At 43.9% G+C, this 18905-nt stretch carries 23 protein-coding genes; 7 read left to right on the top strand and 16 right to left on the bottom strand.

Annotation, left to right across the window (positions count from 1 at the left end; all coding sequences use genetic code 11):
• Positions 1-30: 30 nt before the first annotated feature.
• A complete protein-coding gene (locus BN1209_RS08125) occupies positions 31-837 on the bottom strand; it encodes a hypothetical protein (protein WP_045751725.1) in 807 nt (268 codons plus the stop codon).
• A 145-nt stretch (positions 838-982) separates the two neighbouring features.
• On the opposite strand from BN1209_RS08125, the gene BN1209_RS08120 reads away from it, so the two are divergent.
• Entirely contained in the window at positions 983-1933 is a 951-nt protein-coding gene (locus BN1209_RS08120) for a hypothetical protein (protein WP_045751724.1), read from the top strand.
• Between the two features lie 24 nt (positions 1934-1957).
• On the opposite strand, the gene BN1209_RS08115 is transcribed toward BN1209_RS08120, so the two are convergent.
• On the bottom strand, positions 1958-2650 hold the full coding sequence (locus tag BN1209_RS08115; RefSeq protein ID WP_197539013.1) for a tyrosine-type recombinase/integrase: 693 nt from the start codon (positions 2648-2650) through the stop codon (positions 1958-1960).
• 844 nt (positions 2651-3494) lie between these two features.
• Between BN1209_RS08115 and BN1209_RS09190 the strand changes: the two genes are divergently transcribed.
• Complete coding sequence (locus BN1209_RS09190; RefSeq protein WP_171816522.1) at positions 3495-3656, top strand: hypothetical protein; 162 nt, start codon at positions 3495-3497, stop codon at positions 3654-3656.
• Positions 3657-3712: 56 nt separating this feature from the next.
• Here BN1209_RS09190 and BN1209_RS08110 read toward each other — a convergent pair whose 3' ends face one another.
• Both BN1209_RS08110 and BN1209_RS08105 read right to left on the bottom strand, forming a co-directional pair.
• Positions 3713-3988, bottom strand: a complete 276-nt coding sequence (locus BN1209_RS08110) for a BrnA antitoxin family protein (protein ID WP_144402567.1) — start codon at positions 3986-3988, stop codon at positions 3713-3715.
• The gene (locus BN1209_RS08105) at positions 3969-4241 is read right to left on the bottom strand and encodes a BrnT family toxin (protein ID WP_045751722.1); all 273 of its coding nucleotides are present in this window, start codon (positions 4239-4241) and stop codon (positions 3969-3971) included. Before BN1209_RS08105 ends, BN1209_RS08110 begins: the two co-directional genes overlap by 20 nt.
• A gap of 201 nt (positions 4242-4442) precedes the next feature.
• On the opposite strand from BN1209_RS08105, the gene BN1209_RS08100 reads away from it, so the two are divergent.
• From BN1209_RS08100 to BN1209_RS08090, 3 genes are all read left to right on the top strand, one after another.
• Positions 4443-5666: a tyrosine-type recombinase/integrase gene (locus tag BN1209_RS08100; protein WP_052661134.1), complete on the top strand. Its 1224-nt coding sequence runs from the start codon at positions 4443-4445 to the stop codon at positions 5664-5666.
• A gap of 42 nt (positions 5667-5708) precedes the next feature.
• Positions 5709-6950 (top strand): porin family protein, encoded by a 1242-nt coding sequence (locus tag BN1209_RS08095; protein WP_045751721.1) that lies wholly within the window; start codon positions 5709-5711, stop codon positions 6948-6950.
• Positions 6951-7059: 109 nt separating this feature from the next.
• Positions 7060-7320 carry a hypothetical protein gene (locus tag BN1209_RS08090; RefSeq protein ID WP_045751720.1) on the top strand — a complete coding sequence of 87 codons (261 nt, stop codon included), beginning with the start codon at positions 7060-7062 and terminating at the stop codon, positions 7318-7320.
• Positions 7321-7495: 175 nt separating this feature from the next.
• On the opposite strand, the gene BN1209_RS08085 is transcribed toward BN1209_RS08090, so the two are convergent.
• Genes BN1209_RS08085 through BN1209_RS08040 form a run of 10 tightly spaced genes read right to left on the bottom strand, consistent with a single transcriptional unit; the run spans position 7496 to position 15733 of the window.
• Positions 7496-7777 carry a type II toxin-antitoxin system YafQ family toxin gene (locus tag BN1209_RS08085; protein ID WP_045751719.1) on the bottom strand — a complete coding sequence of 94 codons (282 nt, stop codon included), beginning with the start codon at positions 7775-7777 and terminating at the stop codon, positions 7496-7498.
• The gene (locus tag BN1209_RS08080) at positions 7764-8027 is read right to left on the bottom strand and encodes a type II toxin-antitoxin system RelB/DinJ family antitoxin (protein WP_045751718.1); all 264 of its coding nucleotides are present in this window, start codon (positions 8025-8027) and stop codon (positions 7764-7766) included. Before BN1209_RS08080 ends, BN1209_RS08085 begins: the two co-directional genes overlap by 14 nt.
• Positions 8028-8077: 50 nt before the next feature.
• The gene (gene clsB / locus BN1209_RS08075) at positions 8078-9235 is read right to left on the bottom strand and encodes a cardiolipin synthase ClsB (RefSeq protein WP_045751717.1); all 1158 of its coding nucleotides are present in this window, start codon (positions 9233-9235) and stop codon (positions 8078-8080) included.
• Positions 9236-9238: 3 nt separating this feature from the next.
• Positions 9239-10000: an endonuclease/exonuclease/phosphatase family protein gene (locus BN1209_RS08070; RefSeq protein ID WP_045751716.1), complete on the bottom strand. Its 762-nt coding sequence runs from the start codon at positions 9998-10000 to the stop codon at positions 9239-9241.
• Between the two features lie 18 nt (positions 10001-10018).
• On the bottom strand, positions 10019-11116 hold the full coding sequence (gene nadA, locus BN1209_RS08065) for a quinolinate synthase NadA (RefSeq protein WP_045752078.1): 1098 nt from the start codon (positions 11114-11116) through the stop codon (positions 10019-10021).
• A gap of 10 nt (positions 11117-11126) precedes the next feature.
• A complete protein-coding gene (gene nudB / locus BN1209_RS08060) occupies positions 11127-11579 on the bottom strand; it encodes a dihydroneopterin triphosphate diphosphatase (RefSeq protein ID WP_045751715.1) in 453 nt (150 codons plus the stop codon).
• 56 nt (positions 11580-11635) lie between these two features.
• Positions 11636-13423, bottom strand: coding sequence for an aspartate--tRNA ligase (gene aspS / locus BN1209_RS08055; RefSeq protein ID WP_045751714.1), 1788 nt, complete (start codon positions 13421-13423; stop codon positions 11636-11638).
• A gap of 57 nt (positions 13424-13480) precedes the next feature.
• The gene (locus tag BN1209_RS08050; RefSeq protein ID WP_045751713.1) at positions 13481-14119 is read right to left on the bottom strand and encodes a DUF502 domain-containing protein; all 639 of its coding nucleotides are present in this window, start codon (positions 14117-14119) and stop codon (positions 13481-13483) included.
• 25 nt (positions 14120-14144) lie between these two features.
• Entirely contained in the window at positions 14145-14426 is a 282-nt protein-coding gene (locus BN1209_RS08045) for an FmdB family zinc ribbon protein (RefSeq protein ID WP_045751712.1), read from the bottom strand.
• 47 nt (positions 14427-14473) lie between these two features.
• Complete coding sequence (locus BN1209_RS08040) at positions 14474-15733, bottom strand: AmpG family muropeptide MFS transporter (RefSeq protein WP_045751711.1); 1260 nt, start codon at positions 15731-15733, stop codon at positions 14474-14476.
• A gap of 47 nt (positions 15734-15780) precedes the next feature.
• Here BN1209_RS08040 and BN1209_RS08035 point away from each other — a divergent pair, with 47 nt between their 5' ends.
• The gene (locus BN1209_RS08035) at positions 15781-16443 is read left to right on the top strand and encodes a sulfite exporter TauE/SafE family protein (protein WP_045751710.1); all 663 of its coding nucleotides are present in this window, start codon (positions 15781-15783) and stop codon (positions 16441-16443) included.
• A 149-nt stretch (positions 16444-16592) separates the two neighbouring features.
• Positions 16593-16733, top strand: coding sequence for a GIY-YIG nuclease family protein (locus tag BN1209_RS09320; RefSeq protein ID WP_320408767.1), 141 nt, complete (start codon positions 16593-16595; stop codon positions 16731-16733).
• 403 nt (positions 16734-17136) lie between these two features.
• On the opposite strand, the gene metW is transcribed toward BN1209_RS09320, so the two are convergent.
• Positions 17137-17757 carry a methionine biosynthesis protein MetW gene (metW, locus tag BN1209_RS08025; RefSeq protein ID WP_045751709.1) on the bottom strand — a complete coding sequence of 207 codons (621 nt, stop codon included), beginning with the start codon at positions 17755-17757 and terminating at the stop codon, positions 17137-17139.
• A 1-nt stretch (position 17758) separates the two neighbouring features.
• Positions 17759-18886: a homoserine O-succinyltransferase MetX gene (metX, locus tag BN1209_RS08020; RefSeq protein ID WP_045751708.1), complete on the bottom strand. Its 1128-nt coding sequence runs from the start codon at positions 18884-18886 to the stop codon at positions 17759-17761.
• Between the last annotated feature and the right edge of the window lie 19 nt (positions 18887-18905).

Here is an 18905-nt window from a genome sequence, read left to right as displayed (position 1 = left end):
GCTTTTACACATTGCCGCAAGTGTTAACAATTAAGCGTTGGTGTTATTAACGATGTTGGTTAATTGCGCATCGGCTGTTGTAGTGTTTTGCTGGTCTTGCTGGTTATTAATGCTGGCTTTGTTAGCACTGTAATAGGCTGCCAAAGCTGCATTAACTGCTGTTGCGCTAGTGCTGACAGCATTTACAACAAACTTGCCGTCGGCTTGTTGTGTAGCGACAAACACAATTTGCTCACCAATGTTTGCTGCATCAAGCTGCTTGGCAATGTCCTCGCTTGTAAATTCTGCTAGTGCAGCACTTACTACAGCAGTTTTAGCTGCCTCTGCTTTTTGTTTAGGACTAAGCACATTGCCATTTTTAGCTAGGCGAATTTCTTCAACACCCCCGTTGTTGCGAACAAAGTCAGCAATATCTGCACTTTTGACTTTGTTGAACAAAGCTGTGCGTAGCACGATGCTGTATGCGCTAACACGACGCTTGTTAGTACCAAACACGCACTTAACAATCTTAATAAGTGTGTGAGAGGTTTTGTTTACAGCAATACTGTGTAGCTTGATGTAATCATCAAGCTCACCACGCAGTTTTTTAGCTGTGTGATTGTCAGCGCACATTTCCTCATATTTTGCGTAGCATTTAGCTAGCAAGGCGTAGAGCATGTCATTACTTGTTTTATATGCTGTGTCTGACCAAACCTCTTGCTCAATAATTAACTGCTCGATGAAAGACAAGTTGTTTGCTGAGCCTAGTTGTAAAGAGTCGTGTTGAAACGACTCTTGTGAAGCTGTTGCTAGAGTTGATGAAGTTACTACTGGTGCTGCTAGAGTTGCTGTTGTCATGATTTGTTACCTTTCAAATAGAAATTAAAAAATGCGATATTGCGTTTTGTGTGTGTTCGCTCTATCGACAATTCATATTCTAGGCTATAATCATTTAACACTATTTTAGCGATAATTAACTGATAACACTTTGTGAGATGTTCAAATGAAACAGCCAAGCAGACAACTTAAAAGCTCACCACGCATCACCTATAAAACTGAAGAAAGTGAATTGCGTGGTGCTTTAGAAAGTGTTCAGCGTTGGTGGTGGGAGTATTTGAGGTTAAGCAAAGACTATTGGTGGGTATGTCAGCAGCAGGGCAATACATTAGATGAAGACTTAAAATCGATGTGGCGTGACTTTGGCGATGTTTACACGCACAGCTTTGATTACTGGTGGCGAAATAAGGGCAGAGAAATATTTGTTGAGCAAATAAAACTGCCCCATGTAAAAAGACTTGATGATTACTTTAGTAATGTCAGTCCAACACGAGATAACTATTTGATTGTTGAAATTCCGCTCAACTTAACTGAACGCACAATAGCTAGACAAGTATTGGCTGAGATTAGAAAGCATCCCAATCGAATTGCTGAAACAAAAAACCAGCGGGGGCGAATTAGTAACGCTAAACGTCCATTGGCAAAATTAGTTGGCGTGAGAAAAGACACATTAAAGCGAGCACACGAAATATGGAGTTTGAATCACTTGGTTAAGTTAGCCAAGCAAGATGGCTCATCAATTGGTGCGCCATTTAATAAGATGACAACCCATCAAATGGGTGTTGGCTTTAAGCTAGTTAGAAACTGTATGCCGCGTGTTGGCGAGGGCGTATTAATTGGCAGAAAAAAACGAAATGGCATGAAAGTGGCTGTAAGCCGCATGATTGCACGTGCTGATGCCCTAATTGCCAATGCTGAAATAGGTAAGTTTCCAAGTTTTGAGAAGGTAGCACCGCGTCAGCGTTGGACTGAGGAACAGCAAAAGGAATTAGATGCTGCTGTTGCGAGAGGTGAGTGGCAACCGCCATCAGTGAACGAAGCTAGCTTTATCAGTTTGTTTGAGCGTATGCCAACTTTACCCTCAAACTATAGATTGGATATTGGCATACCTGTGTAGCAAAGTCGTTTTGAAACGACTCTTCTAAATCAACTCCACAGCAGCACGTTTCATGTCTTGAGTGACGTTCACATAGCGCATTGTTGTTTGCGCCTGTCTGTGTCCTGCTAATTCCATTAAGACTTTAAGTGGAACTGACTTGCTGCTTAGCTCAGTTAAAAAACTTCGTCTGCCACTATGACTGCTACAACCTTCAAGTCCTGCCCTCTTGTATAACATATGAAAGTGATAGCAGGCAGTATTGGCGTTAAAGCCTTCGCTCTTTTGTGTTGAGAACAGGGGTTTTTCTTTAGCTGTACTGTATTGAATAGCAATTAAGTCCTGTTTGCTAAATCGTGTCAGTAAATAAGCCAATAGCTCTTTGCGTAGCTTTTCATTTAATACCACTGTGCGTGCGAACTTACCCTTTGTCTGTTCTGCTGTTAAGTTTATTTCTTGTTTGATTGTGCCATCAGCTCCCAATACATCTTTAATCTTTGTAGCAGCCACTTCCCCAATACGCATTCCTGCGAAGTATGTCATCAACAACATACAACGATCGCGTTCTGCGTATTTGCGTGTGTTTACGTAAAGCAGTAATAGATTTAATTCTTTGTCATTAAGTGTACGTGCCTGTTTCATGTAATCCTCTAATAATGTGTTGTTTTCATTATTAGCAGCATATTTTCTTATGTTTTCATTTCCTACCATTTTTTTCCATATGTCCTTTATGTTCATCTTCTATCCATTAATCAATTAGTTAAGTCATCTGCGTGGTTAATAACAAAGGTATTGCTTAGTTCCTTTGTTTCTATATTTATGCGATGAGTTAATGAGCGAACTGATGTTCGCTAGTGTTTTCACAAAAGCATTCGCTTTTGCTCAACACATTTTTTTGTTCTTTTGTTTGATAGTCGTTTTGAAACGACTTTTGATATAGATGAACTTAAATATTGATTTGAAGTTTTTGCTGTTCAACTCTTTTACTAGGAAGAATAAGCCACGCCCTGTTAAAGGGCATGGTCTTGTTTATTCACTTTTACTGAGGTATCCAAACAACTGATATACACACAACTTGAGTTAACAAGTAAGGCAGGTTTTGCTGTCTCCTTTTACGTGCTCGTCTTACGCAACATATCTATCGCCTATATCAGAAGCGGTATTTAGATATGTTTGTGGGTTCAAATGTGGCAGTCCCACTCACTTTCAGCTTATTCATTGGCAATAAGCCTACGTTACCTATTACTGGGTAACTAACCATCTACAACATTACAAACGTTACAGCACAAAGGTGCGTCGTTTTAAGGCATCCATTTAAGGGTAGTGTAATGAGGACGAGTAGTAAGAGACTCACTTTGCTTACCGTCACACGTTTAAGAACGGACTTCGCAGCACTGTTTTAATCGGCGTGCCAACCTTAATCTTACTTGTACATTTATTTATGTCAAACAAAAGGAAACCATAAAAAACCAAGTAATTTTGAATCGTTTTGATTTGGCACTTACTGGGGAAGGCCTGATTTCGGTAGGAAAGAGTATTGAGAGAAATTACAGTAATTGATTTAGCGTGAGAACAAACAGAAATGAATACATATAAGAGCTTGGTGAAATTAGTGGTGACACAGAGAGTCACAACAACGACCAATGTTGTTGTTCAAGCGCAAGACGCTTACAAAGCGAAACTCCAATTAGAAGCAATGTACGGCAAAGGCAATGTAGTGAGTTATCCGCAGTTGGTAAGGTAAAAAGAAAGTCGTGTTGAAACGACTTTCTTAATCTAGAGGCTCAACATTAAAAGTTGCTACTGGTGATGAGCCCATTTGCGTAACACTTCATTAGCGCGGGTTTGCCAGCCTGAGCCTGTCGCTTTGAGTGCTTGAATAACTTCTAAATCTAAGCGTAAGGTCACTTGTGCTTTAGAGCCACTGCCTATTGGTCTGCCTGGGCCGCGCTTAGCGCTTGCCTTCACTGCGTTCCATTCACTATCAGTTAATGGCAAAGCATCAGCATCGCTTAACGCAGCAGCGGTAATTAAGGCATCTTCTTCATCTGTTGGTCTAATCAGTTTCTTGTTCATATCGTTCATACTCTCTATTGTTAGCTTTTCTAAGACTAATAATTCTTCGTTCAGTTTTCTTATCTACAAACACCACAACATATAAGCGTTGATTCATTGGCACTAAACCAACCTGCCTAATTTCACCATAATCATGTCTGTTATCAATCCATATAAGCGCAGCCATCCAATCTAAATTGGCAGCATCAGCAAGTGAGAGCTGATGTTTGGCTAAGTTGATAGCATCTTTGTTTGAATCAAAATTGAACTTCATATGGAATTATTGTAGTTACATTAATTAGAATATACAACATATTTTTGTAGTTACATTAATTAGTTGAGATAACTGATATTTAGATAGTCGTTTCAACACGACTCTTGTTGCGCACTTCTCAATCACAGTCGACCTTTAGTCCATTGGAAGGTCGACTGGTTTTGATTGCCCAAGTTAAAAGTCTGAAAATAAACTAGTGGAATGCTAGAAAAGCCACGCCATATAACAGCCGCAATTATCGGTACAGTTTCAAATGTCCCTAATTACCCCAAAAAACTCAAAATCTATTTGAATAATGCTTCGCCTTATTGGCAAGCGATGTATTGGGATAGAGGCAAGACTTATCGCAGAAGTTTGAAAACAACAGATAAGCGCACCGCCTATGAGCATGCCAAAGCGTTTTATGAGCAAGTGATTGTTGCCAAGTACAGCCATCCAAGTCATTTGGCGCATTACCAAATCAAAACTAAAGAAGAGTTTGTAGCTGGACCAGATTTAAGGTTCAAAAAAATCGCAGCAGAATGGCTTTCTCGTCGAGCTTCAAAGTGGACTGCCAATCACACAAAACAAGTTGAGCTGAGACTGGTAAATAATATCTTCAAGTTTATTGCTGATAAAAATATTCAGCGCATTACACGCAAAGATTTATTGGAGTTACTACAACGAATGGAAGAAAGAGGCGCATATGGTTTAGCACGTCGTGTATTGAATGATTGTAAGCAAATATGGCAATACGCAATGATAATAGAAGTGTGTAAGCAAGACATTACATTGGGACTGAATAAAGCATTACACGCACATACTGTTGTTCACTTCAATGCTGTTACGCCACAAGAGCTACCAGAACTAATGTGTAATATTGCCAAATACAATAAAGCAGACGACTTGATAGTGAAATATGCGCTACAACTTATGGCACTGACCTTTGTGCGTAAGAATGAGCTAATACAAGCAACATGGGATGAGTTTGATTTGGACAACGCTATTTGGAAAATCCCAGCAGCTCGCATGAAAATGCGACTAGACCATGTTGTACCTTTAAGTAAACAAGCGATTGATTTGCTTAATCACATTAAATTAACACATCCAAGTAATCACTTAGTTTTTCATAAAGCAAATAAGCCCCTTGTAGATCACGCAATGATCTATGCGCTTTACTTGATGGGCTATAAACACAGAATGACAGTCCATGGATTTAGAGCAATCGCCAGTACGATACTTAATGAAAACAGTTTTAGAGCTGACGTAATTGAAAGACAACTGGCACATACAGAGGCCAATCAAGTGCGTCGTGCTTACAACAGAGCACAATACATAAAAGAGCGAACGGAGATGATGGCTTGGTGGGGTGACTACTTAGAGAAAATAACCCCATTCATTAGCTATAAGTCGACTACTGTCAATGGATGGGATAAATCTCTATAAAATTCAATAATATAAAACAGGTTTGAAACTGCTGGTGCTGTTATGGCATTCGCATCATCTGCACAAGCTGGTATCACAATCCCAGCTGGTGATTGGACTGTAGATATCGGTGGTAACGTTAATGCTTACTACACAAACAAATCAACTGATGATATCAAGGCTTCAGCTACTTATAATGGCTCTTCACTTGGATCTGCTGATGAAGCTGGTACAGGCTATGATGATCGCAATACAATTGGTACTGGTTTATTGCCAGCAGCTTTTGGTATTGGTGCTAAAACACGTCAAAATGATTTGGATATTGCGTTCCAATTCTCATTCTTCACTGGTACATCTGCTGGCCAATCTACTGGTGCTGCAGCTGGTGGTAACAACACATTAAACATTCGTCAAGCATTCTTGACATTTGGTGATGCTTCATGGGGTACGATCAAAGCTGGTCGTGATCTAGGCATTTTCGGTTCTGACGCTATCTTGTCAGACATGACTTTGTTAGGCGTTGGTGTTAGTGCTGGCGGTGCTTCTGCAGCTGGCGGTTCATCAACACTAGGTCGTATTGGTTCTGGCTACATCTACGCTGACTGGAAAGGTCAAATGTCTTACGTATCACCAAACTGGAATGGTTTCCAAGTTGCTGCTGGCGTAATGGAAGGCTTCAATAACGGCCAACAAGACATGGGTTACGAAGCTAAGGCAACTTATGACTTCGCAGCTAACGATGTAACTGGTCGTGTATGGTTGGGTGGTTTGACACAAAAGACAGAAGGTGCAACAAGCTACACATCTAAAGGCTTTGATATCGGTGGTAAAGTTTCATACCAAGGTTTCGGCCTAGTTGGTTATTACTATGATGGTGAGGGTTTAGATAGCCAAGCTAATCTAAAATCATCTTTAGATATTTCAACGGCTGCTAAAGCAGGTGCTTCATTCACAAGTCTTGTAGGAACAGGCGGCTTATTCAATGGCACTGGTTTCAAAACTGATGACAGCGGTGGTTATGTTCAAGCTACATTCGCTGTTCCTGGCGTAGGTACTAAATTGGGTGTTTCTTATGGACAAAGCAATTCTAAAGGTGGCGTAGGTATCTTTACAGGCGAAGTTCAAAATGAATCATACATCGTTGGTGCGTATCACCCACTTACTAAGAGTTTAAACTTGGTTGCTGAGTATACAAATCAAGAAATTACAGCTAAAGGAACACTTGCTTCAGGTGGCAATAGTTTAACTGGTAAATTAAGCCGTGAAAGTGACACTATTTCTCTTGGTGCTATCTTATTCTTCTAGGATTTAATTCTTAGTCAGACTTAAGTTAAAACGGCATCTTCGGATGCCGTTTTTTTATTGCTTGTTTTAAATGGTGTTTTTTGAAATCGCTGTTTTTTGAAAGTTGAATATGAAATTATTGGCTGTACTGCTCACATTATTATTGTCTGGCTGCTATGCTTTATCAAATCCACAAGGTGCTGCACAATCCGTAAAAATGATAGATCTTAAAACCCAAACCTACAAAGTGACCTGTAATGGCGCAGTAGAAGATTGGCCCAATTGCTATGACCGTGCAAAACAAACCTGCCCAAATGGCTATGCGCTAAAAGAGCGTAATCAAAGCCCAGTAGGTGGTAAACGAGAGTTGGTGTTTCAGTGTAATAAATAATATGAATTTTGGTGATGCACCAGCAACTGCTAAAGCTTAATCAGCCAGCTTAGGGCGTACTCTACTTGGAGTGGCAGTACGCCGTATTTGGCATACTTCACATCGCCGAACCATACGGCTCAATGCAAGCGCTTCACTTTAGCTTTGAGATGCAACTGTCACCCCACTCTTATCGCTATATGCTTAACTCACTATGTGAGCCCAAGCGCACGAGCTGTAATGTTTTGACGTCAGGTAATCGATACATGAGGATTAAATCGGGCTTGATATGACAATTGCGATGGTCATTCCAGTTACCAATCATGGCGTGATCACAATATTTTTCAGGTAAAGCAGCATCACTTAATAGCAATATCAGAACAGCTTTGAAATCCTCAGCCAATGTCTTTTTATGCTTACCTTTAGATTCGCGCTTAAAGTCGCGTTTGAACTGACTGGTTTGTTTAATTGTTCGCATTCAAGTCAGCCATCAAGTCATCAATGGAATTGAAAGATTGAAGTTTTCCAGCTCTTGCTTCTTTCATTGCCTCAATCGTTTCAGCATTAGGGACTAAAGGCTCAAATGGCAAAGCTTTTTCTTTGGCAATGCGTGTAATCATAATTCTGAATGCGTCAGATACAGTCAGTCCCATCGCTTCTAAGACAACAGAAGCTTCGTCTTTGATTTGTTCATTCACTCGAGCTCTCACAACAGCATTGGCAGCCATGATGGTTTCCTTTTTTGATATTGAGCTACATTGTAGCACAAAAAATGAATTTATTGCTCGTTAGAATACCCAATCAGCCCTAAAAACAATCGCAAACATCCATAAGCTAGCCATGAGGCGAAGCGCCCTGCTAAATGGCGATGGCGCCAATCTTCATGGCTGAGTTTGCTGGCACCATCTTGGATAGTATTGAGAATATCTGTGCGGAGTTCGGTGGCAAATGTTTTGTCTGACACCACGACATTGGCCTCGCGCGCCAGCAGCAAGCTAAATGGGTCGATATTGGATGAGCCAACGGTTGCCCACTCACCATCTATCACCGCGACTTTGCTATGCATATAGCTTTTGCGATATTCAAAAATCTCGATGCCATGCTGTAAAAATAAGCGATAAAACGCGTGGGTGGCAAACATGCCAAAATATTCAACGCGGCCTTGCAGGAGCAATTTAACGCTAACGCCTCTGGCTGCGGCATCAATGAGTGCCTTACGAAAACGCATCCCCGGCAAAAAGTAGGCGCTAGCAATGAGGATTTCGTTTGTTGCGGACGCAATCGCTGAGAGGTAAGCCTCCTCGATGTCGCGGCGGTGCATGATGTTGTCACGCAATACCAACGCCGCCTGGATGCCTGCGTGCCCTGTACCGTGTATTGGTGGCGAATAATGAATGGGGCTTTTGAGAGGACGCAATTGCGACCAAGCAATCCGTCGCCAAAGCTTATGCATGGTGGCATAGAGCGAGGGTAACAATGGCCCTGCTAAGCACACGGCATAATCTACTCTGGCAACATCAACAAACGGTGGGTCGAAGTCGTCGAGGATATTAATGCCCCCCAAAAACCCAACAGCTTGATCGATGACGACGAGCTTACGATGCAAACGACGCAGGCGATTTTTTTTGAAGGTCCAAGGTGAAATTTTGGTGCGGTAAAACATCACTTTGACGCCACCGAGCCCTAAGGTTTGAACATAACTCGCGGGCAGATCCTGACTGCCAAAACCATCTAACAATAGGCATACCGAGACGCCGCGCTGAGCCGCTCGCATCAGCGCTTGCCCGATTTTAAGGCCTGTCTGGTCTGCTCGATAAATGTAGGTTTCGAGGTAAATTTCATGTTTGGCGCCATCAATCGCGGCTTCTAGTGCAGGAAAGTATTCCGCCCCATTTCGTAACAGCTGAATTTGATTGCCGTGGATGAAATTGGTCATGATTTATTCAGCGGGGTGTCTAGTTAAGCGAGCACTGAGCACGGCATGGTCGGACATTTTAACCAAGCGTGAACCCGAATGGACTTCGGCATGTTGAATATGAAAGCCGCGTATATAAACACGATCTAGGCTGAGTATGGGCAAGACAGAAGGAAAGCTTCTGGCATGGCGCCCGGTGTGTTGCTTAAAGACTTCATGCAAGCCAAGCTTGCCAGCGAACACGCTACCTGCGCGTGTTGTCCAATCGTTAAAATCACCTGCAATCATCAATGGCGCATCGGCTGGCACATGAGCATCGATATAGTCAGCGACCATTTTTAACTGTGCATGACGCCAGCGCGCAAACAAACCCAGATGCACACAAATAGCATGCAAAGGTTTATCCCACTTAGGGATTTGAATGGTGCAATGCAACATGCCGCGCTCCTCGGTACTGTGCGAGGAAATGTCGGCATTATTTTGAGCGACGATAGGGAATTTAGAAAGAATGGCATTGCCGTGATGGCCTGCTGGGTAAACTGAATTTTTGCCGTAAGCGAAGTGTGGCCAAATTGCATCCGCTAAAAAAGAGGCTTGACCTGCCTCTGGCCAATTACTAAAGCGCTTGCTGTGCGGGGCGTGCTCATCACGCACTTCTTGCAGAAAAACGATATCGGGCTGCAAGGTGCGGAGCAACTCGCGTTGCTCATGCAAAGCAAAACGCGCGTTAAAGTGCGTTAAGCCCTTGTGAATATTAAAAGTGGCGATGTTGAGCGTGTGATGCATGCCTTCGCCTCTGTGACTTTATGAAACCGCCAACATACGGTCTAAGGTCAGCTTGGCGAGAACGGCTTCTTTTGCGGGCACTTTAATTTGATTGACCACATTACCTTCAACTAAATTTTCAAGCGTCCAAGCCAAGTGTTGTGGATCAATACGCGCCATGGTGGAGCATTCACACACCACATGCGACATAAACTGCACGGTTTTACCTTGTGGCTTCATTTGCTCCGCCAAACGATTGACCAAGTTAAGCTCGGTGCCCACTAACCAATGGGTGCCCGCAGGCGCATCAGCAACGGTCTTTAAGATGTATTCAGTTGAGCCCACATAGTCTGAGTTCAAACACACTTCAAAAGGCGACTCAGGGTGCGAAATCACCAAACCTTCAGGATGCTCTGCACGGAATTTAGTGATGTTTTGCTCGCGGAACATTTGATGCACCGCGCAGTGGCCTTTCCATAGCAAAATCTTGGCGTTTTTAATTTGCTCTTCAGTCAAACCGCCCATCGGCTGGTCAGGGTCCCACACTGGCATTTGCTCAAGTGGGATACCCATTTTATATCCACTCCAACGCCCTAAGTTTTGGTCAGGGAAGAACAAGACTTTTTCTTTTTGCTGAAACGCCCATTCTAAAATTTTTGGTGCATTAGTTGAGGTACACACAATGCCGCCATGCTCCCCACAAAAAGCTTTTAAATCGGCTGCGGAATTAATGTAAGTCACTGGCGTTATTTTTTCATCAAAATCCAGCACTTTAGATAACTCACGGCGTGAACGCTCTACTTTAGCCAAGTTCGCCATATCGGCCATCGAACAGCCTGCTGAAAGGTCTGGCAAGATAGAAATTTGTTCGGGACGCGACAAAATATCAGCCACTTCAGCCATAAAATGTACGCCCAAAAAAACGATGTATTCAGCGTCCGTTTCACCAGCAAAACGAGAAAGCTTGAGTGAATCGCCGGTGTAATCGGCATGGCGATATACGCCTTCTTGCTGATAATGATGGCCAAGAATGACTAATTTTTTACCGAGCTTTTGCTTAGCCGCCACAATACGCGCCTGCAAATCTTCCTCATTGCGGGCTTGATAGGGTTCAAATTTAATTTGGGAAACTTGCATAATCATTCCGTTAAAGTGTTAATTGGTGACGCTCACCGAGTAATCGGAGCGCCTCCACATTCGTCCAAGAAAATACACGCTTGGCCGCCTCGCGCCAATCCACCCATTCATAAGCCACATGCTCATTAGGCGCTAATTTTACATCTAGCGTTGAAGGCAATTCCAACCCAAAAATATGCTCGGTATTGTGCGTAACGCCTGGTGCATAGCGATAACGCCAATGCTCATAAATTTCGTAGGTTTGTGAGAAATACCAATCGCTTAAATCAAACTGCGTAGCATCCAAACCTGTTTCTTCCATGACTTCGCGAACAGCCGTGTCGCGAAGCGTTGCATCTTCAACTTCTATACTTCCAGTGACGGATTGCCAAAATCCTGTTTTATCCGCACGCTCGATTAACAAGACCTTTAAATCGGCCGTGTGAATCAAGACTAAAACAGAAATTGGGGTTTTGAAATCCACAGATGCCTCAACTTAAAATTAAAAAAGGCGCTTTGAAAGCGCCTTTTTCTTTCTACTTAAGCGCCTGCCACATTTGGCGTACGCACTCGAATATGCAACTCACGTAGTTGTTTTTCATCTACTTCGTTTGGTGCGTTGGTCATCAAACATTGTGCACGTTGTGTTTTCGGGAACGCAATTACGTCACGAATAGATTCAGCACCTGCCATCAACGTCACTAAACGATCTAGACCAAACGCTAAGCCGCCGTGTGGTGGCGCACCATATTGAAGCGCATCAAGCAAGAAGCCGAATTTCTCTTGAGCTTCTTCTTTGCTAATCTTTAATGCATCAAATACTTTTGATTGCACTTCTTGTTTGTGGATACGCACTGAACCGCCGCCCACTTCCCAGCCGTTAAGCACCATGTCATAGGCTTTAGATAAGCAAGCGCCAGGGTTAGTCGCGAGTAAGTCTTCGTGACCGTCTTTGGGTGCCGTGAACGGATGGTGAAGCGCAACCCAACGATCTGCTTCTTCATCGTGTTCAAACATTGGGAAGTCCACCACCCATAGCGGTGCCCAAGCACGGCCATCCACATGGCCATGTTCGTGCCCCACTTTAAGGCGCAGAGCGCCTAAGGCTTCGTTCACGATCTTAGTTTTATCCGCGCCAAAGAAAATGATATCGCCATTTTCTGCGCCTGTGCGTTCAATAATTGCCTTCAACGCTGTTTGGTGAATGTTCTTAACAATCGGGCTTTGCAGGCCTTCTTCATTCAGTTGGGTAATGTCGTTAATGCGGATGTAGGCCAAACCTTTAGCGCCATAAATCTTCACAAATTCAGTGTATGCGTCAATGCCAGAGCGGGTGATTGCCGCGCCGTTAGGCACACGCAAAGCTGCGACACGGCCATTTTCCATATTGGCAGCGCCTGCAAATACTTTGAAATCCACATCTTTCATTACATCTGAAAGCTCAGTAATTTCAAGCGTAACGCGCATATCAGGCTTATCTGAACCATAACGCGTCATGGCTTCCGAGAATGGCATGCGTGGGAATTGTGCTGGCAAGTCGATATCTTGAACGCCTTTGAACATTTTACGAATCATGTCTTCGACGATGTTCATGATCTCTTCTTCGCCCAAGAATGAAGTTTCAATATCCACTTGGGTAAATTCTGGCTGACGGTCCGCACGTAAATCTTCGTCACGGAAACATTTAGTGATTTGGAAATAACGATCAAAACCTGAAACCATCAAGAGTTGTTTGAACAACTGTGGTGACTGTGGCAAGGCGAAGAACATGCCATGATGTACACGGCTTGGCACCAAGTAATCACGTGCACCTTCTGGGGTGCTGCGGGTCAACATTGGGGTTTCAACTTCAATAAAGCCGTTGCTATCCAAATGATCACGCAAGGTCTTAGCCACACGGTAACGCAACATCATGTTCTTTTGCATCGCTGGACGGCGGAGATCGATATAACGGTGCTCAAGACGCACAGTTTCAGTTAAGTTTTCATCATCCAACATGAATGGTGGGGTAAGCGATGCATTGAGAATTTCAATCTCACTTGCCAACATTTCCACTTCACCGGTCGGGATGTTTTTGTTCACGGTGCCTTCTGGGCGCGGGCGAACTTTACAGGTGACTTTCAACACATATTCACTACGCACTGATTCAGCGATGGCAAATGCTGCTGGCGTGTCTGGGTCGATGACGATTTGCGCCATGCCTTCACGGTCACGCAAGTCGATAAAAATAACGCCACCATGGTCACGGCGACGATGCGCCCAACCACATAAAGTTACTGTTTGGCCAATGAGGTCGCGGTTTACATGTCCGCAATAATGAGTTCGCATAGTGATAATGTTCTTATTAGAAAAATTAAAGTAAAAAGTTAATTAAGCATTTGTAAATTAAGCATCGGATGTTGCATCAACACCGGGGTCATGCTCGAGGGTGTGAGGCACTGCTGGGGCTACAACCCCCATCGAAATAATGTATTTCAAGGCTTCATCCACACTCATGTGCAATTCAATCACATCGGCTTGATGCATCATCAAGAAAAAACCAGAGGTTGGGTTAGGCGTAGTGGGTACATAAACACTGACATAATCGCCTTTCAGATGGTTCGCCACATCACCACCTGGACGGCCTGTTAAAAAGGCAATCGTCCAAGAGCCTTGACGCGGGTATTGCACCAACAAAGCCTTACGGAAAGCATTACCGGAATCTGAAAACAAAGTATCAGACACTTGCTTAACACTCGAATAAATCGACTTAACGACAGGCACGCGCGCAAGCATCGCCTCCCATACAGCAAGCAAACGCTTACCAAAAAAGTTAGTCGCAATCACCCCCGTGAACAAGATAATCAGCAGGGTTAAAATCGCGCCAATACCAGGAACGGTTCGTCCAAGCTGCGCTTCAGGACGCCACTCAACAGGCAGTAGCAATAAGCTTTGATCCATCACACCGATCAAGGTGCTGAGCACCCAAACCGTAATGAACAATGGCACGAGTACTAACAAACCAGTAATAAAGTTTTTTTTCATATGTTCTTAATTAAGTAACGCGTATTTAATGACAGGCACAGCCGGTATTACAAGCGGCAGGTGCGGCTTCCGTTTTTGTTTCAGCAACGCTCGCATCTGGCTTGCTGGTATTGGGTTTAGCGCCACTACCTTTAAAATCTGTCGCGTACCAACCTGTGCCGTTTAATTGAAATGCGGGCGCTGATACTTGCTTCGCAAATGTTTCTTTACTGCATTCTGGGCATACCGTTACGCTGGGCTCGCTCACCTTGCGCATGACCTCTTTTTTGAAGCCGCAACTTGCACATTGATAGTCATAAATAGGCATGTTTAGTTCCTACTCAAAAAAACAGAATTATACCCGAACAGTGCGGCTTAGACATGTCCATTCATCCCAGTGTCAAGTGTGGCTTTCCAAGGCGCGACTTTTAACAAGAGCAACATCCCAGGAATCGCTAATAAAAAACACAGGATAAAAAATTGCGTCCAACCAAAATAGTCAACTAAATAGCCAGTTGCGGCATTGGCAAAAGTACGTGGCACAGCCGCTAGGCTAGTAAATAGGGCGAACTGCGTCGCGGTATAAAGTGGATTGGTCGTATGCGCAATGAAGGCCACAAATGCCGCCGTGCCCAGCCCAACTCCTAAGGCCTCCAGGCCAATGACAAGCGCCAACCAAGGCAGGCTATGGCCAACCGTGGCAAGCCAAGCAAAGCCTAAAATGGCAATCATTTGCACTGCACCAAAAATCCACAATGCGCGATTAATGCCCAAGCGCATCATCCAAACGCCACCTAGCATTCCACCAATCACGCTAGGCCAAAGCCCTGCATTTTTGGCTACTAAACCGATTTCGGTTTTAGTAAATCCCATCTCTAAATAAAATGGCGTAGCAAGCGCGGTCGCCATGCTATCGCCCAATTTATATAGAAAAATAAATAACAAAACCGTCAATGCGCTTTTAATGCCGTTGCGTCTTACGAACTCTTGAAATGGCTCGATTACCGCCGCCCGCAATGTTTTTGGCGCAACATTTTTAAGTGCGGGTTCAGTGATTAATAAAGTCATCACCAAGCCCGGCAACATAAACAAAGCTGTAATCATAAAAACGCTAGACCAGTCCATGTGGTCAGCCAAGATTAAGGACAAAGAGCCTGGCACTAGGCTGGCGATTTTGTAAGCATTGACGTGCACTGCGTTACCGAGGCCAAGCTCAACGTCAGGTAATAATTCTCGGCGATACGCATCGAGCACCACATCTTGGCTGGCACTTAAAAATGCCACCAATACACAGAAAAACGCGATGGTGCGAATATCCAATTGCGGATGGAAAAATCCAAACACGGGCAAGGTAATCAGCAAACCAATTTGTGTAATGAGCAACCATCCTCGGCGGCGACCAAAGGGAAGTGCATATCGGTCAAACAACGGCGCCCAAATAAACTTCCAAGTAAATGGCAAACCAATCAAAGCGAAAAGGCCAATCTCCTTGAGCGAAACGCCTTCGCTTTTTAGCCAAGCGGGCAGCAAACTAATCAGAATGTAAAGCGGCAAACCAGAACTAAAGCCGGTGAAGATACAAATCAACATGCGCTTATTAAGGAGGGCGTGCAAAAAGTGAGGATTATTTTTCATAGGCTCAACATTACCCGAAAAGCACCTTCTCATGCCACAATATCAGCATGATTGAATTAAGTTTAATAAGTGCATTTTTAGTGGGTCTTTTAGGTGGGGGGCATTGTGTTGGCATGTGCGGGGGCATTGTCGGCGCTGTAAGCATGCACTTACCTCAGAGCAAATCTAAAGCACCTTTTTTGTTGGCCTATAACACTGGTCGCATATTAAGCTACACGCTGGCCGGGAGTATTGCTGGCTTAGTGGGCGCTTCTAGTTTTTTCCTTCAAAACGTCCTTCCAATTCAACATGTGTTATACGGCATCAGTAGCTTAATACTCATTGCACTTGGCCTTTATTTAGCAGGTATTTGGCATGGGGTAACCTACTTAGAAGGTGCAGGAAAATTCATTTGGAAAACGCTTCAGCCTTATTCAAAACGCTACATTCCCGTACAAAATATTAAGCAGGCTTTTTTCTTGGGCAGCTTATGGGGTTGGTTACCCTGCGGCTTGGTTTATAGCGTGTTGATTGCGGCGATTGCAACGGGGAGTGCTGTGAGTGGTGGCTTATTAATGTTCGCTTTTGGGCTTGGCACCTTACCCACCTTGCTCACCATGGGCATGGCAGCCGTTAAGCTCAAAGCCTTTTTGCAAAACGTTTGGATACGACGGGTAAGTGGATTGCTGGTGTTAGGTTTTGGTTTGTTAGGGCTCTATAAGCTGCTTTAAAGTCTAAATGGATGCCGGATCTAGTCCGGCATGACAGTGCAGAATATGTAAGCTATCTTTGAGATAGCATCCACTGTTGTCACCCCGGCCTTCGAGCCGGGGTCCATTTTTTAAAATCCATCATTTAAAACCTTTCAAAAGACGATTACATGACCTATTACGTTTACATATTAGCGAACAAGCCTCGTGGAACGCTATATGTTGGCGTCACAAACAACCTTGTCAGAAGAGTGTTTGAGCATAAAAACAAATTAATTGAGGGTTTTACAGAGCGTTATGATGTAAATTAACTGGTTTGGTATGCATCAAGCGAAAGCATTGAGTCAGCAATTGCCCATGAAAAAAGGCTTAAACGTTGGCGACGCGAATGGAAAATTGAAATGATCGAAAAACAGAATGCCGAGTGGATGGATCTTTACAGTCAAATTATTTAATTATTAAAATGGACCCCGCATCAAGTGCGGGGTGACACAGAGAAATTTGGAAGTCATAGAGTAAATGGGTTCTTAAACATTTGTTAAGAGCTACTTCTAAGATGACTCTTAGCCGTCCCAAGTTGTCACCCCCCACTTTGGCGTGTAAATAATCTGTTTTAACAGATATATTCCACGGACAAGACCCTTGCGGTTTGATGCGGGGTCCATTTTGATTTTTTACACTAGCGAACTTTTACACCAGCGAATATGGCAAGGGCTAGCCAGCCCTCAAACGATACATCGCTAATGAACCCATCATGTTCGGCATAAAGTGCACTGCTTCTTTATCGTTAAGCACCAAGCGTTCTTGAATCACAATATCGCTTTTACGACAGAACTCATCAAAATCTTGAATCGTACATAAATGCACATTGGGTGTGTCGTACCACTGATACGGCAAGGTGTCAGAAACCGGCATATGGCCGCCTAGCGCTAATTGAAAACGATAGCGCCAATAGCCAAAATTTGGAAAAGTCACAATCACTTCACGGCCAACGCGCAGCATTTCTTTCACAATCGCTTCTGTGTTGAGCACTGCTTGCAAGGTTTGCGACAAAACCACCACATCAAAAGATTGCGCCTCAAAGCCAGACAAGCCTGACTCCAAGTCCATCTGAATCACATCAATGCCGTTATTCATGGCTTTTAGCCAGTTGGCATCGTCTTTTTCCACGCCATAAGCACGAACATTGTGGGTCTTGCGAAGCTTAGTGAGCAAAGCGCCATCGCCGCAGCCCAAGTCCAGCACCTTGGCATTTGGAGAAATCCATTTAGCTATTAATTCAAAGTCGGCACGGTTTTCAGCGTTGAGCGCGATATTTTTTTCTAGATTACCCATCTCACACCTCAATCTTTGCAAAGTAAGCACGCATGATGTTGTGATAATGCGCATCTGGCATTAAGAACGCATCGTGGCCGTGTGCCGCGGTTACTTCGGCGTAGCTTACTGAAAGCTCGTTATCGAGCAAGGCTTTCACAATTTCACGTGAACGCGCTGGCGAAAAACGCCAATCGCTAGTAAATGAAACTACCAAAAAGTCAGCTGTGACTTTAGCCAAAGCCGCTGATAAATCGCCACCATGTTCAAATGCTGGATCAAAGTAATCCAACGCGCGAGTCATGCGTAAATAGGTATTCGCATCAAACTCGCCCGCAAATTTATCGCCTTGGTAGCGCAAGTAAGATTCCATCTCAAACTCAACATCGAAGCCATATTTAATATTGCCATCGCGCAATTTACGACCAAATTTTGCGCCCATGGCATCATCACTCAAATAAGTAATGTGGCCCAACATACGTGCAATCCGTAAGCCACGACGCGGCACCGCACCATGATTGTAGTAATCGCCTTCGTAAAATTCCGGGTCGGTAATAATCGCTTGGCGCGCCACTTCGTTAAACGCAATGTTTTGTGCAGTTAAATTAGGGGCGGAAGCAATCACCAAAGCGTGGCGCATACGCTCAGGATAGGCAATTGACCATTGCAAAGCCTGCATACCACCCAAGCTGCCACCAAGCACTGCGGCGAGTTGTTTAATGCCAAGAAAATCTGCTAATCGTGCTTGGGAGTTGACCCAATCTTCAACCGTCAAAATAGGGAAGCTTGCGCCCCAGGGTCTATCGGTATCTGGATTGGTGCTTAGCGGACCACTACTGCCATGACAGCCACCAAGATTATTGAGGCCAATCACAAAGAATTTGTTGGTGTCTAGGGGTTTGCCTGGGCCAATGAGGTTATCCCACCAACCAGGATTTTTGTCATCTTCGTGATGCTTGCCAGCCACATGATGATGCCCAGAAAGCGCATGGCAAATCAGCACCGCATTGGATTTATCGGCATTGAGTTCGCCGTAAGTCTCATACATGAGGTTGAACTGAGGCAACACTTGACCGCTTTTTAGCGTCAGTGGCGAATTGAAATGTGCAATTTGTGGGGCAACAATGCCGACGGATGAATTTTCTGACATGCGCTGATTATACTATGGC

The organism is Candidatus Methylopumilus turicensis (genome assembly GCF_000953015.1).
Classification (GTDB): Bacteria; Pseudomonadota; Gammaproteobacteria; order Burkholderiales; family Methylophilaceae; genus Methylopumilus_A; species Methylopumilus_A turicensis.
This window is presented reverse-complemented; position numbering and strand designations above follow the sequence as displayed.

Bases quoted from the DNA above. Each gene is read 5' to 3' on its own strand.
- BN1209_RS08090 (WP_045751720.1), top strand. From the start codon at position 7,060: ATGAAATTATTGGCTGTACTGCTCACATTATTATTGTCTGGCTGCTAT.
- BN1209_RS08035 (WP_045751710.1), top strand. From the start codon at position 15,781: ATGATTGAATTAAGTTTAATAAGTGCATTTTTAGTGGGTCTTTTAGGT.
- BN1209_RS08050 (WP_045751713.1), bottom strand. From the start codon at position 14,119: ATGAAAAAAAACTTTATTACTGGTTTGTTAGTACTCGTGCCATTGTTC.
- aspS (WP_045751714.1), bottom strand. From the start codon at position 13,423: ATGCGAACTCATTATTGCGGACATGTAAACCGCGACCTCATTGGCCAA.
- BN1209_RS08080 (WP_045751718.1), bottom strand. From the start codon at position 8,027: ATGGCTGCCAATGCTGTTGTGAGAGCTCGAGTGAATGAACAAATCAAA.
- BN1209_RS08095 (WP_045751721.1), top strand. From the start codon at position 5,709: ATGGCATTCGCATCATCTGCACAAGCTGGTATCACAATCCCAGCTGGT.
- BN1209_RS08120 (WP_045751724.1), top strand. From the start codon at position 983: ATGAAACAGCCAAGCAGACAACTTAAAAGCTCACCACGCATCACCTAT.
- BN1209_RS08070 (WP_045751716.1), bottom strand. From the start codon at position 10,000: ATGCATCACACGCTCAACATCGCCACTTTTAATATTCACAAGGGCTTA.
- BN1209_RS08115 (WP_197539013.1), bottom strand. From the start codon at position 2,650: ATGAACATAAAGGACATATGGAAAAAAATGGTAGGAAATGAAAACATA.
- BN1209_RS08040 (WP_045751711.1), bottom strand. From the start codon at position 15,733: ATGAAAAATAATCCTCACTTTTTGCACGCCCTCCTTAATAAGCGCATG.
- nadA (WP_045752078.1), bottom strand. From the start codon at position 11,116: ATGCAAGTTTCCCAAATTAAATTTGAACCCTATCAAGCCCGCAATGAG.
- BN1209_RS08105 (WP_045751722.1), bottom strand. From the start codon at position 4,241: ATGAAGTTCAATTTTGATTCAAACAAAGATGCTATCAACTTAGCCAAA.
- BN1209_RS08045 (WP_045751712.1), bottom strand. From the start codon at position 14,426: ATGCCTATTTATGACTATCAATGTGCAAGTTGCGGCTTCAAAAAAGAG.
- BN1209_RS08110 (WP_144402567.1), bottom strand. From the start codon at position 3,988: ATGAACAAGAAACTGATTAGACCAACAGATGAAGAAGATGCCTTAATT.
- metW (WP_045751709.1), bottom strand. From the start codon at position 17,757: ATGGGTAATCTAGAAAAAAATATCGCGCTCAACGCTGAAAACCGTGCC.
- clsB (WP_045751717.1), bottom strand. From the start codon at position 9,235: ATGACCAATTTCATCCACGGCAATCAAATTCAGCTGTTACGAAATGGG.
- metX (WP_045751708.1), bottom strand. From the start codon at position 18,886: ATGTCAGAAAATTCATCCGTCGGCATTGTTGCCCCACAAATTGCACAT.
- BN1209_RS08125 (WP_045751725.1), bottom strand. From the start codon at position 837: ATGACAACAGCAACTCTAGCAGCACCAGTAGTAACTTCATCAACTCTA.
- BN1209_RS08100 (WP_052661134.1), top strand. From the start codon at position 4,443: ATGCTAGAAAAGCCACGCCATATAACAGCCGCAATTATCGGTACAGTT.
- BN1209_RS09320 (WP_320408767.1), top strand. From the start codon at position 16,593: ATGACCTATTACGTTTACATATTAGCGAACAAGCCTCGTGGAACGCTA.
- BN1209_RS08085 (WP_045751719.1), bottom strand. From the start codon at position 7,777: ATGCGAACAATTAAACAAACCAGTCAGTTCAAACGCGACTTTAAGCGC.
- BN1209_RS09190 (WP_171816522.1), top strand. From the start codon at position 3,495: ATGAATACATATAAGAGCTTGGTGAAATTAGTGGTGACACAGAGAGTC.